Here is an 18,193-nt window from a genome sequence, read left to right as displayed (position 1 = left end):
GCCTATGAGTGAACAATTTCGTATTGCATTAGAAGAATACCCGATGGAATGGATCGTAAAATTATGCGGAGCACAGGATAAGCATCTAGAGCTGCTGCGAAACGCCTTTTCCTGTGATATCATCATGCGGGACAATGAGCTGCGCATTCTCAGTGAGGATGCAGTTACCTTTCACAGCATTGAATCTGTGGTAAAGGCCCTGTTTAATATGATGGAGGCACATATTGATGTGAGTGGACGCGATATTGAATATGCCTGCCGTCTGGCGAAGCTGAATCGGCTGCAGGAGCTTTCCACGACATATCAGAAGGCGATCGGTAAAACGGTCAACGGGAAGCTGATTTATCCCAAAACGATCGGACAGCGGCATCTGTTTAAATGCATGTGCAACAGTGAAATCGTCTTTGCGACTGGAGTGGCCGGTACCGGAAAAACCTACCTCGCTGTTGTGTATGCGGCCGATCTGCTGAAAAAGGGAGAAATCCGCAAGATTATTTTGACCAGACCCGCCGTGGAGGCCGGAGAGAACCTGGGCTTTCTGCCGGGCGATCTAAAGGAAAAGGTGGATCCGTATCTGCGCCCACTCTATGATGCCCTGTATGATACGCTGGGACAGGAGCAGGTGGAGAAGCTGCTGGAAAAGGAAGTCATTGAAATCGCGCCGCTTGCTTATATGCGCGGACGGACGCTGGACAATGCCTTCATTATACTGGATGAGGCGCAGAATACAACTCGTGCACAGATGAAGATGTTTCTGACGAGGATGGGATTTCATTCACGCATCGTCATTACCGGGGATGTAACACAGATTGATCTGATTAAAAAACGTGATTCCGGCCTGCTGAATGCCAAGCATCTGCTGTCCGGGATAGAGGGCATCTCCTTTGTGGAGTTAACCAGCCTCGATGTAGTTCGTAATCCGTTGGTTCAGAAAATCATTGAACGATATGAGCAGGAGGAAGAACGATATGGCAAGGATTTTATTGATTGAAGACGAAGATAACATCCGCAAGATCATTGCATATGATTTGAAAAAAGCGGATTTTGATATCGTGGAATGCGGTGATGGTAGAACGGCTGTCGATCTGGCGATGAAAGAGGATTTTGATGTGCTGATCATCGACTGGATGCTGCCTCATGTCAGCGGAATCGATATCGTGAAAAAACTGCGCAGTGAGCACATTGACGCTATCTTTATCATGCTGACGGCAAGGGATGATGAAACGGATATCCTGTATGCCTTTGAGCAGGGCGTGGATGATTATATCACAAAGCCGTTTTCTCCAAGAGAGCTGCTGGCCAGGGTGAATGCCCATCTGAAGCGGCAGAACCGCAAGCAGGAGAAGCGGCTCAGTGTGGGGGATCTGTCCATGGATATGAAGCGGCGTGAGGCATATATCGGAGAGCGGATGATGACGCTGACAAAGAAGGAATTTGACCTGCTGGAGTATTTTATCCAGAACAAGGATATCGTATTGTCCCGTGACAGCATCCTGAATGATATCTGGGGCTTTGATTATGACGGAGATACACGGATTGTGGATGTGCATGTATTCAAGCTGAGAAACAAGCTGAATGCGTCGCATGTACATATCAGGTCATCCCGCGGAGTCGGTTATCTGCTGGAGGAAGTGCATGAAACGCAATAAATACGGGTATCTGGGATTGATTCTGGCCTGCATTGCGGTTGTGCAGTACAATTATCATTTGAATGAATATGTACTGCTGCTGCTCGTGGTAGTTTCGATTGCTTTGCTCTGGGAGTTTCTGGATCAGAAAAACCTGAACGTGCATCGCCGGGAGAATATCGAGCTGCAGGAGGAAATCAAATCGACTGCCAAGGATGCGCATTTGAAGAATAAGCAGCTGCTGACGGTCGTGACCAGTATACCGTTTCCGATGCTGCTGGTCGATCAGTTCGGCAATATCGTCATGCATAACAATGTCAGTGAGCTGTGTGAGGACGGTCCTGTCGGTGAGCATATGACCTATATGAGCAACGCCTATCTGCATCCTGTGCGAGAATTTATCAAGGATGCCTTTATTCTGGAAAAGCCGATGGATAAAATCATCGATATTAACGGTGTGGAATACCAGTCTATCAGTGTACCGGTGACAGCAAAGAAGAAGTACAGCGGCTGTCTGGTTCTGTTTCAGGATATTTCAAAAACACTGGAGGGGGAGAAGATGCAGAAGCGTTTTATCGCAGATGCGTCGCATGAATTGAAGACACCGATCGCCGTTATCAAGGGCATGGTGGAAATTTTAAACCGCGAGGATTTTGATGATGAGGAAACACGCCGCGAATTTATGGATCAGATTGAACAGGAAATCAACCGTCTGGATATTCTGGTGAAGGATTTGCTGCAGCTGTCCCGCCTCAGCCTGTCCACGGTTTTGCTGGAACGAGAGAAAACCGATCTTTGCCTTGTTATTGACAAGGCGGTGAAGTCACTGGAGAAAAAGGCGGAGAAAAAGGGACTGCGCATCGTGAAGGAGTATCAGAATCATGATCTGGTATTCTGCGATCCTTTGAAAATGAGTCAGGTTGTGTTGAATCTGTTGTCGAATGCCATCAAGTACAGCGATCGTGGCACGATTACCCTAAAAACGAGGGAAGAAGGCTCTTGGTATGTTTTGCAGGTAAGGGATGAGGGCCATGGTATTGTTGCAGAGGATTTGGAGAAAATCTTTGACCGCTTTTATCGGGTGGATGATGATCGCTCCCGAAGCAGCGGCGGCTCAGGACTGGGACTTTCCATTGTGAAATCCATTGTCGAGGCTCACCATGGGGAAATAAAGGTAGAGAGTGAATTTGATAAGGGAACGACATTTACGGTCAGATTGAAGAACTGATTTTCCAATGCTGATCGTGAATGTCATTTCTTTACTGAAAAAATTTATATTTTATATAAATTCGCTACGGTATTCCTCATAGGCGATCGTAGGTTTATAGAGGTATTTATCAAAGCGGCAGCTTTTCAGTTTCTCACAGCCATTACAAGATCCCGGAGTACGATCTCTGCGTTTACAGCGGAACTTAGAATAATCAGGGCAGTTGACAGTACAATTCTTTCTCTTAAACTTACAGTGAGCATAGTTCTCACATTCTAGAGAAAGTGTAGATTTATGAGAGAGATAACGGTGAGCACGGATTTCCTTACCTATCGTAGATTTATCTTTGCCTAGATTATCAGCAATAGCTTTTTTAGAAGAACCATTAACGATGCCGATCGCGATGACATTGCGATCGTCCTGAATCAGATGTTTGTTTTTGTTCGTTGCCATATTCATCACCCTTTGTAATGTGTATGATAATAACCAGCGGTTACCTTCATCATAGATATAAAAAAGGATATATGAAAGACTAAATGCAATTGTAAGTGTAAATTCAACTAGATTGTTGTGTAAGAGTCTTTTCTACTTAGCTACTTTGAAAGTGGAATTTAACTTTTCACTTCAGCAAATTGTATGAAATGTAAATTTGCTCTTGCGTTTGAAAAAGAATAATGCTATAATAGTCAAGCAAACAAAGATGTCGCGTTCGGCAAGCGGTCAAGCCACAGCCCTCTCAAGGCTGTATCACGGGTTCGAATCCCGTACGCGATACCATTTAAGAGTACACGAACTATTATGGATAGTTCGTTTTATTTTATATCAAGAAGCGATATTTGCGTAACTTTATCTAAGTTATGGCGAATATCGCTTTTTTTTGTTAAAGAAATAGCTGAAAAGGAGAGTGCTATATATGACAAGCTATGAAAAAATGCAATACGATCGTGCCAGTCTGATTTACGACAAGTATACTGCTTCTAACGATATTGTTTATAAAAATAATGGGCTTGCTCAACTAATGAGTTTAATGGAAAACGTGTTTGGGATACCATGGCTAACTGATTCATTCGCAATCTGGGCACAAGATCATCCTGAGATTGCTGCGTTGTATGGTAAAGTTTCCGCTGCTCGTGATTTCTCCGTTATGCCAGATTCTGAGCCTGAAGAAGAAAATGTAATAGCTGAATGTGCTTCACCTGTAGAAGTTTCTATATCGTTAAATTCGGCAAGAGAACCTTATGTTTTCCTTGCGGATAACAAGTTGGATCTTTGCAAGCGTGTAGCTCTGTGGTTATCTGATAAAACGTCCATTGAGGATATAGATATAAGCTTTGTTGGTAGTATAGATGCTCTTCCAGATACTTAAGATTATGGAGGTGTTATTGTGACTAAATCAAAACGTAGTTTAAATGTAATGACAAGATTTTCTGAAGAAGAAATGAATCATGTAGAAGAATTACGGCAAAGAGTAAATACGAGTACGAATGGAAAGCTCTTTCGCAACATAATTTTAAATATAGCTCTGCATCCAGAATTTGATTTTTTGGCATTTGATATTGATTCATCTATTGATGCAGGTGAAAAAAACCAACTGGTTCTTTATGAAAAGATAAAATCATTAGTGGATATGCTGAAAGAAGAAAATATATCACCAAATGAATGAATTCATCATATTTATATTGATCAATGTAATGATCATTTACTTTTACTATTATGGTAAACACAAGAAATAACGCAAGGGAGATATTATGAAAAAAAATATATTTTTCAAGGCACAGTTAACTGGGCAAACAGATGAAGAAACATTATACAATACCTTTCCACTATATGTAATAGCGGTGTTAGAGATACTCTTTCTCGTATTACTGCAGGGGGAATTTAATACATTATCAATTATATTGCTATGCATAGGGCTGACTATAGCCTGTACTGCAGCTTATAAGGTTGGTAGAAATAGTGGGAGATAGGTATGGATGCTATAGATCTTGTCAAAAAAATTCATGCAGGTGCTGATGATACTTGTTATTCCGCTATTCTAACGACTTGGGAAGATAAAACAAGGTATGACCGATTGGAAGAGTTGATGTCTCTCCTGTGTAAAGGTGTGGATATGCAAACGGCTGCAGAGCAGCTTCAAATAACTTCCGCAGCTGCAAAAGTTTTATTAAGGAATTGTGAGACTATCCATATAAATAAAGAAAAACGGTGTATGTATGATCATATGCTGCAAACCTCTGTCTTTCTTGATCAATGTGAAGAAATGATATACGCAGAAGCCGAGGATGTCTATTTCTCGCTCAATAGCTTTTATAAGCCCAAAAAAGCCGGTAGTAATGTCAGACATATCAATGCGTTGGTCTTAGACTTTGATTATTACAAAGATGAACGGTTCGCAGGGTGGGAAGCTGAAAAATTTTATAGAAAGAAGATAAAGAACAAACTTCCATTTCCTCCAACAGCTGTCTTAGATTCCGGACGTGGACTTTACATTATCTATGCATTTCACCATTGTTCTTATCACATGGAACATCTATATCGAGCGACACTGGATGCTTTTTACAGCCGCTTTAAGAATCTGGAGATGGATGCTGGTGCTATGCTGCTGACGCAGGTAATACGTCTACCAGGATCAATTAACAGCCGATCCGGAAGACAAGTCAAGATTCTACAGTACGAGGATACTGATTATCGTATACAAGATTTTACAGTAATGCTCCCTTGGACACAAACGGAAGTGATAACTTACCGTACCACCAAGAAAGATAAGAAGCGTGATAAGCAGGTAGCAAAAGAAAAAAAGGATATCAGTAAACGGAAACCTTATTTCAACGATTTTTATGAGGATGCGAAATCTTTAATCGTTATGCGGAATAGAAACGGTTATTACAAAGGTTACAGAGAAATGTTGCTTTACCTCGTTCGAGAGCGAGCGATATGGTCGGGATATACAATCGATGAGTCAGTTAAATTAGCGAAGGAACTAAACCAAATAATGCATGATCCTAAACCAGATTTACAAATAGAAAATAGATGTCGGCCATCTCCAGGGCGGATGACAAGCTCAATTGACAAAATTATCGATAAATTGAATATCACGCTGCAGGAGCAGAAAAAACTTAAAGTATTAAAGCGTAGATGGTTAAAAAAGTCAACGTATGCAAAACGTAAGCGCAAGTGTAAGCTGACAAACTTAACTGAAAAGCAGCAGGAACTGCTGGAACGTCGGACAAGAGTATGTGAACTGAAAAACGTGAATCACCTGAGAAATAAGGATATTGCTGATATTTTGAATGTTGATAAATCAATGATCACACGAGATATGCAGTATATTAAAAAGAATCCAGCAAAATTTAAAATTTTACTTAAAGCATATATGGAAATGCTGAGAGATAAAAAAGATACAGAGGATTATCGGTTACGCCTAACGTATCAAAAGCAGCAACAATTGCAGAAATGGATGGGCTATGCCCAGACTGCATTAGATTATCTAGTGAGAGAATTGGATGTGGCGGTCACATGAATAAGCGTATATAGGCATCCGTAACAGGTGGTAAAAAAGCAAATAGGCGTATATAAGAGAACAATGGAACAACTCCCACAGGGGCTGAAAATAAGCCCTACACCATATGACATCATATGTGGAGGATAGGGAGTTGCAAAAAAATAGGCAGCATTGATATATGTGGCCTTGACGTTTTCGCAGCAAGCCATACTTCCCATTTATCCAATTCTGCGCCTTCCCATGGGAGCATCGCCGGTTTTTGATCATTACTCAGCAACGCTGCTTACAAAGGGGAGTATTATAAAAAAGGATTGCTTCAAATTTACAGATGCAATCCTATCAATTGTAGATTTTACTTAGCTATGATTTCAAAATGAGAAATTGATTTTCTTGGGAAATGATACTCTTTATTTTTTTTAATCAAAACAATAGATGGATCAGTTCCCTTATCCATTATACACTCATAGAAATCACGGAGTTCTTCAATAGTTTCACCAGCTGGGACATCATCATACTCAAAAAATGTTTCATTATCAATATCAATGACGCTTCCATCAATCAGAAATAATTTTGCTTCCATGCTCCCCCTCCTTTCCATTCAATTATAACACATACAGAAAGAGGTGTAAAAAATATGATATTTCTAAATAAAGAACAGACGAGATTAATTGAGTGCAATGACATTTTTGTAAATCCCTATAGTTTACCGGGAAAATTCTGTGTAATAGCACGTTTGGTAGATGAACACATTACTTTAGCAGTTTACGATAATGTGGATGATGCTAAAGCATATATGCGAAAGATTGTGAATCAGTCCGTACAGGATTCAGTAATTATCTATTAAAAAGCGTTCCTGTGAATATCGCATACGCTTAAAGGAGGAATGAAAAAATGTCTATAACTACATCAGAATGGAACAGGCACAGAGATAACATGCATCAGAGTTTGACAGAACTCCTGCAGCGAAAAAAAACAGACCTCAGCTCTTATGAATATACCTGTCAGATTATGGCCTTTACATTCAACTTGTCTGCAGATGTGTTCATGCAAGCTTTAGAGAATGAAGATACTTTAATTTTGGCAGACAAACTCACGACAGACGAGTACGGTATTGTGTTTAACAGAAGTAAATACGAAAAAACTGTATAAAGGTGAAGAAACTATGTTTGTAATATTTGCGATAGTAGCATTCTTACTGACATGCGGAATGCTGATCACTTTTTATGCCTTATGCAAAATAAGCGGTATTGCGGATGAAAGAGCAGGATATAAAGAAAGAAGGTGACACTATGATTAAATCTAAGACAGGACGTTTTCCAGTATGGGTTTTGTTCCATCTGCAGGAGCATGGAAACTGTGCGATTGGTAAAGGGATAGCAAAATGTCTGGGTAATTCCTTGCTTCCCCTTCTGCAAGAAGAGGGGGTTACATGTGAGTATATCGAAATTGATCATGAGGGTGAAGGAAAGAGCGAAAAGACGTATATTGTGCGTTGTATTTTATGAGAGATACAAAAAGATAGAGGAGATATCATGCTATATAAGTTTAGGTGTAAAAGAAAGATGAAGCGTTATCTATATGCACAATGTGATGGACTGCGAGAACGTCGTGCAATGTATGATTGGATCAGCAAAAAGGGTCTTATTTATGTGTATAACACGATGATTGAACTTTTCGGGCAAGACGAAGAAAGCAGTGTGAGCAAACAAGCAAAGGAGACACGATATGATCACGATCAGGATTGAGTTTATCAATGAACGGGATAGAAAGAATTTGATTCAGCACCTCAAAGAACACTATGAAATCATAGAGGAAGGCAAGATTCGTCCATCACGAAAGGCGAACAGCCGTAAGCAGCTGCAATATGTGGAGATCATACCTGCAGCATAGCATCAACAAAATCAAGATACTTGCAGTATCTTGAAAGCGAAAACGCAAGCGTAAGCGAAGGAGAACACAGGAATGAAAAAAGCTAACATCATAGTTATTACAAACAGAAAGGGCGGCAGTGGTAAGACAACGACCGCAAAGAATCTTGCTTATAATCTTAAAAAGGATGCGGCTCGAGTATTACTGATTGATATGGATCCGCAGTGCAATGCCACAGATGGACTGAGCAGCCGGGAATTTAAAAAAAGCGTACTTGGATTGCTGCGAGGTGCAGATGTCCATCGCAGCATCTTTCACACAAGATTCTCACGACTTGATATAATCCCTGGGAGTGATTACCTGGCCAGTGAGGATATACAGGATAACATCTTGGATATACAATTGGACAGCGTAAGATCAGAATATGACTATATTGTGATCGACACATCTCCTTACTTTAACAAATTAACGGTAGAAATACTAAAAGCTGGAGATCTTGTCCTTATCCCCACTCCGCTGGATGAGGATTCCCTTAAGGGCGCTAGTACAACAATACAGGAGCTGACAGCACTGTTTAACGGTAAGCTACGTTGTTGTGTTCTACCTACGATGGTTGACGATACTAAATATGCGGCAAAACTACTACAGCAACTACAGCAAGCCTTAGGATCACTGTGCTTCAAGACCCATATTCGAACGAATGTTACTCCCGTCAGACGTGCAAGAGAAAGACGTATTCCTCTTTCTCGTCGCTATCCGCATGCTAAAGTGACGAAAGACTATGAGCATTTAACGGAAGAACTGAAGGAGATGTTTTAAGATGGCGAAGAAAAGTATATTGGGTGAATTCATGAATGGCAGTGTGAAACAAATGGCTTTTCAGAATCAGATTGAAAATATACATTACACAAAGATCAAACGCCCCAATAAAAACCGGGAGCTGCGAAGGATTGATGAACTAGCAGAAGATATACGTGAGGATGGTCTTGAAAACAACCTATTGGTACGTAAGGTAGAGGATGATGTGTATGATGTAGAACTGATTGGAGGAGAACGGCGATATTCCGCCATCATGAAAAACATTGCGAGCGGCGATATGACCTATGAGTACATCCCCTGCAAGGTCGTTACAATGAGTGATATAGATGCCAGAAAACGGTTAATTCTGAACAATATGGAAAATGATCCACTTACAAATGCAGAGAAGCTAGAGGCTGTTGAGGAATTAAAGGAAATTTACAGAATGAAAAAAGCTGCAGGTGAAAAAGTGCCGGGGCGTATCCAATCGATCATTGCAGAAGAAATGGGAATAAAAAAATCTCAGGTAGCCAATTACGAAAAAATAATAAATCATGCATCAGAACCTGTGAGGGAAAGTATTCGGAAAGATGAATTGACGATCGATGCTGCTGTAGCTTTAGTCGATCTACCCGATAAAGATCAGAGGAAATTTTTAGCAGAGAATGATTCATACAGTAAAAAAGCAGTTGATACATATAAAGCAGAATTAAAGAAACAGCCGGTAGAAAAGCAATTATACTATGATACGCACTGTGTAATTCAAGAAGAGAAAATCGATGAACTTAAGTCGTCTTTTGGAAGTAATGCTGTAATAGAAACTTGTGTGGATAAGGCAAATGATATAGAACTCTATGATAACAATAATGCACATGAAACGATAGAAGAAATCATGAGAGCCATTATCGTTAATATGGATAAATTAGTAGCAAAGCTGAACGGTGTGGAATTCCGGGGCGAGTTTGCACAATATCGAAGGGTGCGGGATGAAGTCTATATATTGATGGATCAATTAGGTCTGATTTGCGATGAAATGTGAGTTGTTAGTACATGTGCCAGTGAATGGTACATGTACTATAATCGATGAAAAAGTGAGGAGATAAATTATGCAAAAGAATATAAAATGCAGTGATTGCAGCCATTTGATACCAGTTATTTCAAAATATAATAATTCTAGAAGTAACTGGTACTGTAGTATTGCTAGAACGGAATGTGAACCGAATCGACGAGTAGCTCAAGCGAAGGGGAGCGTTATACCAATAAAAACCGCTCCTCGATGGTGTCCATTGAATATTAGGAAACAAACACAGTAAGTATCATTCACTAGTACTTACATAAATGCAAATATTAGTATTTGCCCTGTTTTGCTTAATAATAATGATAAAGTGGGTGTTTTATTTCCCTCTTTCCTTAAGTTACGTTACGAAAGAATTATAGAGAGGAGTGGATTCCATGTCTGGTTTGATTGATATCGTCTTACTGGTAGTTACGTGTAGCAGTGGTTTATTGATTTCTATCATCGATAAATAGTCTGGTGATTGATATATGAGGTTGTTAAGAATCCATAGAAAACCCTCATGTAAAGTATTGTACCAGTCACTGGTACAATAAAGAGGTGGTTCCTTTGAGATTTATAAAAAATTACTAATGATTAGAAATGAAATATGTAATAATCTGGGAAAGGAAGATAGGAGAAATGAAAAGATGAAAAAATTGCGTATTATGTATTTTACTATAGTATTGTGTTTAGTAGGTGGTTGTAGCAGTGATTCGGAAGTAGTTACAAGAAATGTGAAGGAAGAGGCAGAACAGTTTAAAGTGCTGCGTCGAATCGTATTCATAAACAACATTACTGGTGAATATCTGTTTCAGGCAGAAGGCAATTGTTCTGTAGAGACGAATAATACTGCACAACGACTTGAACTCACATGTAAAACCGGTGAGGATAAGTACAAAGTGCATTACTTTGGGCTTTCAGACAACACGAGTTATATAGTGGAGCAAACAGAGTGGCGAGAAGAAAACAAGTATAAATACAAAATCATATTCAAACCAGATAGTATCGTGCCGTTTGAGTTTGATAAGGAGTGAATAAAATGACTAAACGGATACTTGACGTATGCTGCGGTTCCAAGATGTTTTGGTTTCAAAAACACCATCCTGATGTCGTTTATATGGATATTAGGCATGAAAATGGAGAAATCCATGGAAAGCATATCCATGTCGATCCTGATGTAATTGGAGACTTTCGAAACATCCCATATGATGATGGACGATTCGATATGGTCGTATTCGATCCTCCACATCTGCGCTGGGCCGGACCGAACTCTATTATGAAGGCTCAGTACGGTCAGCTCAGTGATACTTGGCAGCAGGATATCGCTCAAGGATTTAAAGAATGTATGAGGGTGTTGAAATCAGGAGGCTTCTTAATATTCAAATGGAATGAATGTCAAATCAAAATAAATGAAATCTTGAAGTTGGCCGAGGAATCACCTCTATTTGGCAATAAGCGAGGTGATACGCATTGGCTAGTATTTACAAAAGAGGATGATAGGAAATAATGACAAAGCAACAAGCAGCAGAAGCTTTTAATAAATTTTTAGAAGCTGGTGATCTTGATGATGCATACATCGTTGCTGATTATTTGACCAGTAATGAAAAGACTAATCTATAAACGGATAATGTACCAGTGACTGGTACATATCGGAAGGAAGAACATATATCGAGAGGCAATCATTTATGAATGACATAAAAGAGCAGCTAAAAAAGGCAAAGATCAGTATCACTGTTATTTCACATAAGAATGGAAAAAATGAAGTAGAGTTGGTATCACAGATGAATATTGAAAACACTGTAAAGATTTTAGAGGAATGTATGAATGCTGTAGTGGAACACTTACCTAAAATTAACGAACATAGTAAAGATTCAGTTGGAGATAAGCATGTTTAAAGTGAAGCAGAGATACCAGATAAATAATCAACACTCAGTAAATAATGGTAAGTTCCTTACAATTGTTAAAGTTGAAGGGGACAAGGTCTACTTTATTTATGATGGATACTCTACAATTTACTACTTTAATATTCACAGTGATTTTGTTTATGATATGATTTCTATTCATTGAATTTCAGCCAAAAAATAATAGCTATTGATCGTAAAATTTGATAAAATAAAAGAGAGAGGTGAGGGGATGAAGGGTATAAAATGTATTGATCTGATAGACGAGGAAAAGACGATTGAAAATGGCTTAATGGTCTGTAGACAATATGCTCCTGCACTGCAGCAACGCCTGCAGGATAAACTAAGTACACCAATGCATTCAAGTAGTATGATCAATGCATCAAGTGACACTGTTTACAGCAAAAGAGATTCTATGCTTTTACATCGATGTATTTGGGAAGATGATCAAATCGGAAGATTTGAAAAAAGAATATCAGACATTGAAGTAAGGGATATGATTGCAGGTGGATATCTGAGATACAAGTACATATATGATCTTCCGGACACGGATATTGCAAAGCGATTAAACATATCCAGAAGTACATTGATACGGCATAAGCCTAAGGCTTATTACTTGATGGCAGCATGGGCGCATATGGTTGTTTTTAAATCATGGAAAGTTAAATTGAATTTCGTGTTTGCTGATCAGAATTTATATAACCAACTAGATTAAGATGCTAAATCGTTGTGATATAAGAAATGTCTTGGATAGAAAGGAATATTTACGAATCATGAACAGTAAAAAAGTAGAAAAAATAAATATCATCCTTGAAAAATTTATGGATTTAATATCTTATAGTGGGAAACGGAAAAGAGCTCTTGCATCTTATCATAAAGAATACAATAGATATATGGCAATGGCAGATGACGAGTTTGATACAGAATATATAGAGACTGTTGCAACATATGAACACAAAATATTGATGACCTCGGTTGTATTTATTGTATTAGTAATTTCAGCTGTAACGAATATCTGGAGCTTCTTCTTCGAATTACTAACAAAATTACTGATATCTGGACAAACAGAAAATCAATATTTTATACAGGCAGCAGAATATTTATCTTGGTTTATCATTATCTTAACTTTTGTTGTTGCAGCTATAATTGTGTATAGTTTAAGTAATAGCCTATATAAGTTAAACAAGAGCAGAATATTGTTAGAAAAAGTATATAAAGTAAGAGAAAGGAATACATGAGATGGATGTTGTAAAAAATATTTGTCTATATTTGTGGAAAGAACTTTTACTTATTACTGCAAGTATGATATTTCTGTTGTTTCTGAATGATTTCAATAAAGAACTCTTATCAAAGTTTACAGAGAATGATTATTTGAGTATATTAAGTTATGACAATAATAAAGCGTGGTCGTTTCTAATAATCACAGCTCTGCTGATAATCCTTTCTGCTTTACGTATCTCTGATAGGTGGACACAGATACGCCAAAGGAATTTGATAGGGGCTGAAGTAATTATTGATATAATCGCCATAATAACGATGGTTATATTAGTTGTTGTCTTAATTACGTTTATAAACAACCCGATATTAAAGGCTGCCTTGACTTTGTTTTTTGCAGGGGTGGTATATGCTAAAAGCGCCTAATAAAGGTAAAAGAATCAAGGTTTGACATGGAAAGGATCATATGACGATAAATAACACTCTAATTGAGTGAAATAAAGGAGGAAATGTATATGATGATGGAAATATTCTTAAACAGAAAAAAGGCAGAAGAAAATCAGATCTCTGTATCAAATTGTTACAAGATCCTTGACGATTACTTTGTAGGTAAAGGTATCAAAAAATTGAATGAAGGAATTTACGCAGGTAATGATGATGATTTCGCTGCATTTAGTATTGCAGCTGTTCGACTGCCAAAAACCACTTGGTTTTTAAAAGTTATCGATAAATGGTACTGGAGAGCAGAGGGTGATGATATTGAAGATAGAGAGGATTGCCTGAAGACTTGGAATGAGTTTGTCAGTATGAAGCATTGATCATGGCGAAAATCACACGAAAAGCTTTGAATTTTGATCTTGATACAAAAGCCCTGGAAAGATTTTATCCTGGTGAATCTTATCATCAGGCATACTATGATATACGGCAATATTTGGAAAATTCCGGGTTCCAGCATAGGCAAGGTTCAGGGTATGTTTCAAAAGATCCAATTAGTGTTTATAAGGTCAGCTTGTTAATCAATGATATGTCTGAGAAATTTCCTTGGCTGAACAGATGTACTAAAGTTGTCGATGCTACTTCGATTGGCAAAACATTCAGCATGATGTCTTATTTGAAGTCTGCAGTTAAAGAAGAACAGAAATTTGAAGATCAAGAGACTGAAAAAGATAATGGGATTGAAGAATATGAGATGGAAATGTGATAATTCCATAATTAGTAAAAATTAGCAAAAAAATTGATTTGCGTATTTACTGAAACAAAAAAACGTGCTAAAATGTTATCATGCAATAAATAGGTAGAATTACAAACCTATTGTCACACGAACATCACAGCGCTGTTCCAGTAAACATCAGAGGGATGCAAGGGGAAGAAGACTGTGATAAACATTTTAGTATATCCAGGACACCTTTGCCGGTGTCTTTTTTTGATGGAGGAAGACGCAAATGAATTATTATAAGGTAGGGCACTTCTAGCACCCTGTGGGTGCTGATAAATGAAAAGATATCCGTAAGGATAAGATGGAGGAAGAAATTATGAATAAAATTACACAGATGTTTAGTAACTTGAAATCAACAGTAAATTCTATGGATAGGAAAAACAAGGCTATACTAGGTGTAGTGACGATTGCAGTTATTGGCGCAATGACGTTTGCCGGATATTCTCTTACGACTATAGGTAAATCAGTGGATGATAAAGTCAAGCAAACAGAAACTGTGAGCAAAAAAGATAAGAAGGAAACTTCCGATACTAAAAAGAAAGATGATAAGAACGTAGATCAGAAAGGCAAGGAAGAAGGCAAAAAGAAAGAATCTTCAAAAACTGATAAAAAAGGGAAGAGTGATAAGGCGTCTTCAACAAAGGAGAATAAAACCTCTACATCAACAGATAAGACAAGTTCTTCTAACTCTAAGACCTCAAATAAGTCAGATACAAATGGATCTACATCAAACAAGGCTATTTCTTCAAACGGATCCGGAAGTAGTTCTTCTAGCTCATCTTCATCAAGTAGCAATACGCAGCAAGCTACAAAACCAAAGCCTACTCCTGCACCGCAGCCAAAACCTGAACCTACCCCTCAACCAACAGAGGCTGAGAAACAAGCCGAGCTAGCTGCAAAGAATGAAGCTGAAAAACAAGCCATGATTGCAAGAGCACGTTCTCAAAATGATTATTTTGTTGAAGGATCTGATGGTGCTTTAGACACTGCTGTTGCTTGGGCTGAGCAACAAAGACACGATGAAAATAGTCCTTATTATGGAAGAATGTACAGCGCTGCGGGAATAACTTATGGAAATGAGATATTGGGTGCTGTTGTAGTATTCTGTCCGAAGGGTACAAATTATTGTTAAAGATTGCGAATGCAATCTTTTTTTTATTGGAGGTAATAGAATGAATGAAAAAAATTAAGAATATTATTATTTGTTTGTTCTTTTTGAATTTCTCTATGCTAAGTGTTCTAGCTTCTGGAATCAGCTTAAGTGATTTTAATCCTAAAACCAATGCGGAAAAATTAGATAGGAATCGAGCAGATACGAAGATAGGATCATGGAATAATGGAGAATTCTTTGAAACTGTAACATGGCAAGTAATCGGTTATGATGAAAATTCAGGTGAACAAAGGGTACGGGTAAGATACTATATAACTCACCGTGGTAGCTCTGGTTCATACATTTATCAAAAGGTACCTGTTGCCATCGCTGTTGATGGCAAAAAGAAAGCAGTTTTTAAAGACTATGTTGGAGACAATCATAAAATCAAAAATAAGACACAATTGTGTGGAGAGAAAACAATAACATTGAAACCAGGTAAGCATGAAATAGCTTTATATGACGATAAAGATGGCGCTATCACTGTCGTAAATGTAAAAAAGCCATTTAATATTCCAGAACCTGATTTTACCGTGAAATTTTATAGTTGGAATGGTACACTCTTAAAAACTCAAATGGTTGCAAAAGGTGATAATGCCACTCCGCCTTCTCCACCTGATCGCCCTGGATATCATTTTGTAAAATGGGATAAATCTTATAAAAACATTACAAGTGATAGGGATATCACTGCAGTGTACGAAATAAACAAATATACAGTAACATGGAAAGACTATAACGGCACAGTATTAAAAACAGAGACCGTAAATCATGGTGGTAATGCATCACCTCCAGGCAGTCCATCCAGGCCGGGCTATACCTTTACCGGATGGGACAGCGGATACACAAATATAACGAGTAACCGTACGATCACAGCAACATACAGCATAAATTATTACAATGTAGTAACAAGCCATTGGGTTGAAAAAGACACCACATCAGGTGCATGGAATCCAAGTGGATCACTCAATAGCAGCGGATCCATGATTCTGAGTAGTCAGACCGGGCAGCAATCGTTATCATATGGCAGCATTTATTATCCTCATAGTATTTCTATTACAGGTTATGAATTATCTTCAAACAGCTATGGCTATAACGCTCTTGGAGGATGGTCTTCCAAGGCGAATGGTACCGGCTTTAATATATACCAGGCTTCTACTGCCGAATTTTATTACAAGAAGAAAACTTATAATGTAAGTTTTGACAGTAACGGTGGTTCAGCAGCTGCAACGCAGATCGTCAAGTACCGTAATAAGGCTACTTCACCTACTATAACAAAGAAGAATTTCAAGTTTCTAGGATGGTATGCCGACAAGAATCTTACACAAAGATATGATTTCAATACACAGATCACAGGAAACACTACCCTGTATGCAAAATGGGAGCGTACGCATTATGATATTCAGATAAACCATAAAACGTATGATGTCATAAATGGTTGGAAAGAAATAACATCTGAAACAAGGAATGTTGCTGTAAATTCTGTTATGGATGTAAAATCCTTAGCTGCAGATAAGATTCCGATTGGATATGAAAAAGAGAATGCATATGACCTGTATCTATCAGGGAAACAGATTGGTAATACCTATTCTCTTCCTATCACACAGAAGACAGATGGATCATTCGATCAAATCATCATCAGATATAAAGCAACCAAGCCAGAATTAAAGGCTAAGGATACTTATTACTTTATTGACACACCAGTAAGTGCAAAGGATCTCATAGAGAGAGCTGATGCAACAGATGTCAAGGATAAAGATATAGCTGAAAAGATCATTATCGAAAAAATCAAATATTCGGATCGAACTGAGGAAAAACCGAGTAAACTCGACACCTCTAAAGAACAGGATATCACGATCACATATTCTGTAACGAATTCAAGAGGTGTCAAAGTTTATGCTACTGCAGAGATCCACATCGTCTTCCAGGGATCACATACCCAGGAAGTTAGTGATGAACCAACCATATATGCACGATTTATATCGAATGATGTCCTGGTAAATGGAAAAACCCCAGTGGAAATGTTGCCACCTAATAGTATCTGGCGTACAGAAGAGTATGCAGCTGCTCTGCAGGAAGCGCTGACTAACGATACTCCTCTAGCTGAATATGATTGGATCAATAGCGATCCGGAGGCTATGAGAGATTTTGCTAAAAGCACGAATCCCGGAGAGGAAACGAACAAAGAATTCATAAGAAGATTTAAACGATGAGAGCATGGAGGAATTGAATGAAAATACTTATAAAGTATTTCGGTGCATGCACAATTCTCTTGCTGATCGTTCTGATCATCTCTCAGCTGTCACAATACAACGTTCGCTCAGATGAGCTGACAAGTATCGTGACGACTGCTATGACCAATACCCAAACAGTCATGCAGGAGCAGCAAATGGATAGCGAGAATGATACAGATAACAAGCGATATGCGTTTAACAGCAATGAAGAATATGTAGCAGAGTTTTCTAAAAACTTATATATGCTGCAGTCAACAAACAGTCAGCTGAATATACGTGTCCTGTATGTTGATTGTAAAAAAGGTATTCTTTCGGTTGAAGTAGATTCCTCTTTCCGGATATGGAATGGATCGATGAAGACCATAAGTGCCAAGAAGACAGGTGTGATCGAGCAGCTGTCAAAAGATAGTTAAGAAAGG

At 38.4% G+C, this 18,193-nt stretch carries 26 protein-coding genes and 1 tRNA gene; 25 read left to right on the top strand and 2 right to left on the bottom strand.

What is annotated here, in order from left to right; genetic code table 11:
- Positions 1 to 4: 4 nt before the first annotated feature.
- Genes ACG3M1_RS12895 through ACG3M1_RS12885 form a run of 3 tightly spaced genes read left to right on the top strand, consistent with a single transcriptional unit; the run spans position 5 to position 2,856 of the window.
- Positions 5 to 991: a PhoH family protein gene (locus ACG3M1_RS12895; protein WP_008817194.1), complete on the top strand. Its 987-nt coding sequence runs from the start codon at positions 5 to 7 to the stop codon at positions 989 to 991.
- Positions 969 to 1,649 (top strand): response regulator transcription factor, encoded by a 681-nt coding sequence (locus ACG3M1_RS12890; RefSeq protein ID WP_008727752.1) that lies wholly within the window; start codon positions 969 to 971, stop codon positions 1,647 to 1,649. Before ACG3M1_RS12895 ends, ACG3M1_RS12890 begins: the two co-directional genes overlap by 23 nt.
- Positions 1,636 to 2,856: a sensor histidine kinase gene (locus ACG3M1_RS12885; protein WP_009270388.1), complete on the top strand. Its 1,221-nt coding sequence runs from the start codon at positions 1,636 to 1,638 to the stop codon at positions 2,854 to 2,856. The genes ACG3M1_RS12890 and ACG3M1_RS12885 overlap by 14 nt, the downstream gene beginning before the upstream one ends.
- A gap of 51 nt (positions 2,857 to 2,907) precedes the next feature.
- On the opposite strand, the gene ACG3M1_RS12880 is transcribed toward ACG3M1_RS12885, so the two are convergent.
- On the bottom strand, positions 2,908 to 3,288 hold the full coding sequence (locus tag ACG3M1_RS12880; protein ID WP_009270389.1) for a helix-turn-helix domain-containing protein: 381 nt from the start codon (positions 3,286 to 3,288) through the stop codon (positions 2,908 to 2,910).
- A 249-nt stretch (positions 3,289 to 3,537) separates the two neighbouring features.
- Between ACG3M1_RS12880 and ACG3M1_RS12875 the strand changes: the two genes are divergently transcribed.
- The 5 genes from ACG3M1_RS12875 (at position 3,538) to ACG3M1_RS12855 (ending at position 6,355) form a co-directional block, all read left to right on the top strand.
- A tRNA-Glu gene (locus ACG3M1_RS12875) sits at positions 3,538 to 3,612 on the top strand.
- Between the two features lie 136 nt (positions 3,613 to 3,748).
- A complete protein-coding gene (locus tag ACG3M1_RS12870; RefSeq protein WP_022300659.1) occupies positions 3,749 to 4,201 on the top strand; it encodes a hypothetical protein in 453 nt (150 codons plus the stop codon).
- A gap of 18 nt (positions 4,202 to 4,219) precedes the next feature.
- Positions 4,220 to 4,498, top strand: coding sequence for a hypothetical protein (locus tag ACG3M1_RS12865; protein WP_395814235.1), 279 nt, complete (start codon positions 4,220 to 4,222; stop codon positions 4,496 to 4,498).
- An 85-nt stretch (positions 4,499 to 4,583) separates the two neighbouring features.
- Positions 4,584 to 4,802 (top strand): hypothetical protein, encoded by a 219-nt coding sequence (locus tag ACG3M1_RS12860; RefSeq protein WP_022300657.1) that lies wholly within the window; start codon positions 4,584 to 4,586, stop codon positions 4,800 to 4,802.
- 2 nt (positions 4,803 to 4,804) lie between these two features.
- Positions 4,805 to 6,355 carry a hypothetical protein gene (locus ACG3M1_RS12855; protein WP_257375793.1) on the top strand — a complete coding sequence of 517 codons (1,551 nt, stop codon included), beginning with the start codon at positions 4,805 to 4,807 and terminating at the stop codon, positions 6,353 to 6,355.
- A gap of 334 nt (positions 6,356 to 6,689) precedes the next feature.
- Here ACG3M1_RS12855 and ACG3M1_RS12850 read toward each other — a convergent pair whose 3' ends face one another.
- Positions 6,690 to 6,917 (bottom strand): hypothetical protein, encoded by a 228-nt coding sequence (locus tag ACG3M1_RS12850; RefSeq protein WP_022300655.1) that lies wholly within the window; start codon positions 6,915 to 6,917, stop codon positions 6,690 to 6,692.
- Positions 6,918 to 7,228: 311 nt separating this feature from the next.
- Here ACG3M1_RS12850 and ACG3M1_RS12845 point away from each other — a divergent pair, with 311 nt between their 5' ends.
- From ACG3M1_RS12845 to ACG3M1_RS12765, 17 genes are all read left to right on the top strand, one after another.
- Positions 7,229 to 7,486 carry a hypothetical protein gene (locus ACG3M1_RS12845; RefSeq protein ID WP_022300653.1) on the top strand — a complete coding sequence of 86 codons (258 nt, stop codon included), beginning with the start codon at positions 7,229 to 7,231 and terminating at the stop codon, positions 7,484 to 7,486.
- A 104-nt stretch (positions 7,487 to 7,590) separates the two neighbouring features.
- Positions 7,591 to 7,842, top strand: coding sequence for a hypothetical protein (locus ACG3M1_RS12840; RefSeq protein WP_395814232.1), 252 nt, complete (start codon positions 7,591 to 7,593; stop codon positions 7,840 to 7,842).
- Between the two features lie 57 nt (positions 7,843 to 7,899).
- The gene (locus ACG3M1_RS12835) at positions 7,900 to 8,082 is read left to right on the top strand and encodes a hypothetical protein (RefSeq protein ID WP_257358867.1); all 183 of its coding nucleotides are present in this window, start codon (positions 7,900 to 7,902) and stop codon (positions 8,080 to 8,082) included.
- Complete coding sequence (locus tag ACG3M1_RS12830; RefSeq protein ID WP_022300650.1) at positions 8,063 to 8,227, top strand: hypothetical protein; 165 nt, start codon at positions 8,063 to 8,065, stop codon at positions 8,225 to 8,227. The genes ACG3M1_RS12835 and ACG3M1_RS12830 overlap by 20 nt, the downstream gene beginning before the upstream one ends.
- A gap of 72 nt (positions 8,228 to 8,299) precedes the next feature.
- The gene (locus ACG3M1_RS12825; RefSeq protein ID WP_022300649.1) at positions 8,300 to 9,025 is read left to right on the top strand and encodes a ParA family protein; all 726 of its coding nucleotides are present in this window, start codon (positions 8,300 to 8,302) and stop codon (positions 9,023 to 9,025) included.
- 1 nt (position 9,026) lies between these two features.
- Positions 9,027 to 10,043: a ParB/RepB/Spo0J family partition protein gene (locus ACG3M1_RS12820; RefSeq protein ID WP_022300648.1), complete on the top strand. Its 1,017-nt coding sequence runs from the start codon at positions 9,027 to 9,029 to the stop codon at positions 10,041 to 10,043.
- Positions 10,044 to 10,708: 665 nt separating this feature from the next.
- Positions 10,709 to 11,095 carry a hypothetical protein gene (locus ACG3M1_RS12815; protein ID WP_257375794.1) on the top strand — a complete coding sequence of 129 codons (387 nt, stop codon included), beginning with the start codon at positions 10,709 to 10,711 and terminating at the stop codon, positions 11,093 to 11,095.
- A gap of 5 nt (positions 11,096 to 11,100) precedes the next feature.
- Complete coding sequence (locus ACG3M1_RS12810) at positions 11,101 to 11,568, top strand: class I SAM-dependent methyltransferase (RefSeq protein ID WP_022300646.1); 468 nt, start codon at positions 11,101 to 11,103, stop codon at positions 11,566 to 11,568.
- 178 nt (positions 11,569 to 11,746) lie between these two features.
- Positions 11,747 to 11,956, top strand: a complete 210-nt coding sequence (locus tag ACG3M1_RS12805) for a hypothetical protein (protein ID WP_022300644.1) — start codon at positions 11,747 to 11,749, stop codon at positions 11,954 to 11,956.
- Positions 11,957 to 12,194: 238 nt separating this feature from the next.
- Positions 12,195 to 12,677: a hypothetical protein gene (locus ACG3M1_RS12800; RefSeq protein ID WP_022300642.1), complete on the top strand. Its 483-nt coding sequence runs from the start codon at positions 12,195 to 12,197 to the stop codon at positions 12,675 to 12,677.
- A 58-nt stretch (positions 12,678 to 12,735) separates the two neighbouring features.
- Entirely contained in the window at positions 12,736 to 13,200 is a 465-nt protein-coding gene (locus ACG3M1_RS12795) for a hypothetical protein (RefSeq protein WP_395814229.1), read from the top strand.
- 1 nt (position 13,201) lies between these two features.
- Positions 13,202 to 13,603, top strand: a complete 402-nt coding sequence (locus ACG3M1_RS12790; RefSeq protein WP_022300640.1) for a hypothetical protein — start codon at positions 13,202 to 13,204, stop codon at positions 13,601 to 13,603.
- A gap of 89 nt (positions 13,604 to 13,692) precedes the next feature.
- On the top strand, positions 13,693 to 13,995 hold the full coding sequence (locus ACG3M1_RS12785; protein WP_022300639.1) for a hypothetical protein: 303 nt from the start codon (positions 13,693 to 13,695) through the stop codon (positions 13,993 to 13,995).
- A gap of 2 nt (positions 13,996 to 13,997) precedes the next feature.
- Positions 13,998 to 14,378 (top strand): VapD family protein, encoded by a 381-nt coding sequence (gene vapD, locus ACG3M1_RS12780; RefSeq protein WP_022300638.1) that lies wholly within the window; start codon positions 13,998 to 14,000, stop codon positions 14,376 to 14,378.
- A gap of 331 nt (positions 14,379 to 14,709) precedes the next feature.
- On the top strand, positions 14,710 to 15,525 hold the full coding sequence (locus ACG3M1_RS12775; RefSeq protein ID WP_022300637.1) for a hypothetical protein: 816 nt from the start codon (positions 14,710 to 14,712) through the stop codon (positions 15,523 to 15,525).
- Between the two features lie 44 nt (positions 15,526 to 15,569).
- Positions 15,570 to 17,753, top strand: coding sequence for an InlB B-repeat-containing protein (locus ACG3M1_RS12770; RefSeq protein ID WP_257375797.1), 2,184 nt, complete (start codon positions 15,570 to 15,572; stop codon positions 17,751 to 17,753).
- Between the two features lie 17 nt (positions 17,754 to 17,770).
- Positions 17,771 to 18,187 (top strand): hypothetical protein, encoded by a 417-nt coding sequence (locus tag ACG3M1_RS12765; RefSeq protein ID WP_022300635.1) that lies wholly within the window; start codon positions 17,771 to 17,773, stop codon positions 18,185 to 18,187.
- Positions 18,188 to 18,193: the final 6 nt, after the last annotated feature.

Source organism: Clostridium sp. 10cd*, assembly GCF_044336395.1.
Classification (GTDB): Bacteria; Bacillota_I; Bacilli_A; order Erysipelotrichales; family Erysipelotrichaceae; genus Clostridium_AQ; species Clostridium_AQ innocuum.
This window is presented reverse-complemented; position numbering and strand designations above follow the sequence as displayed.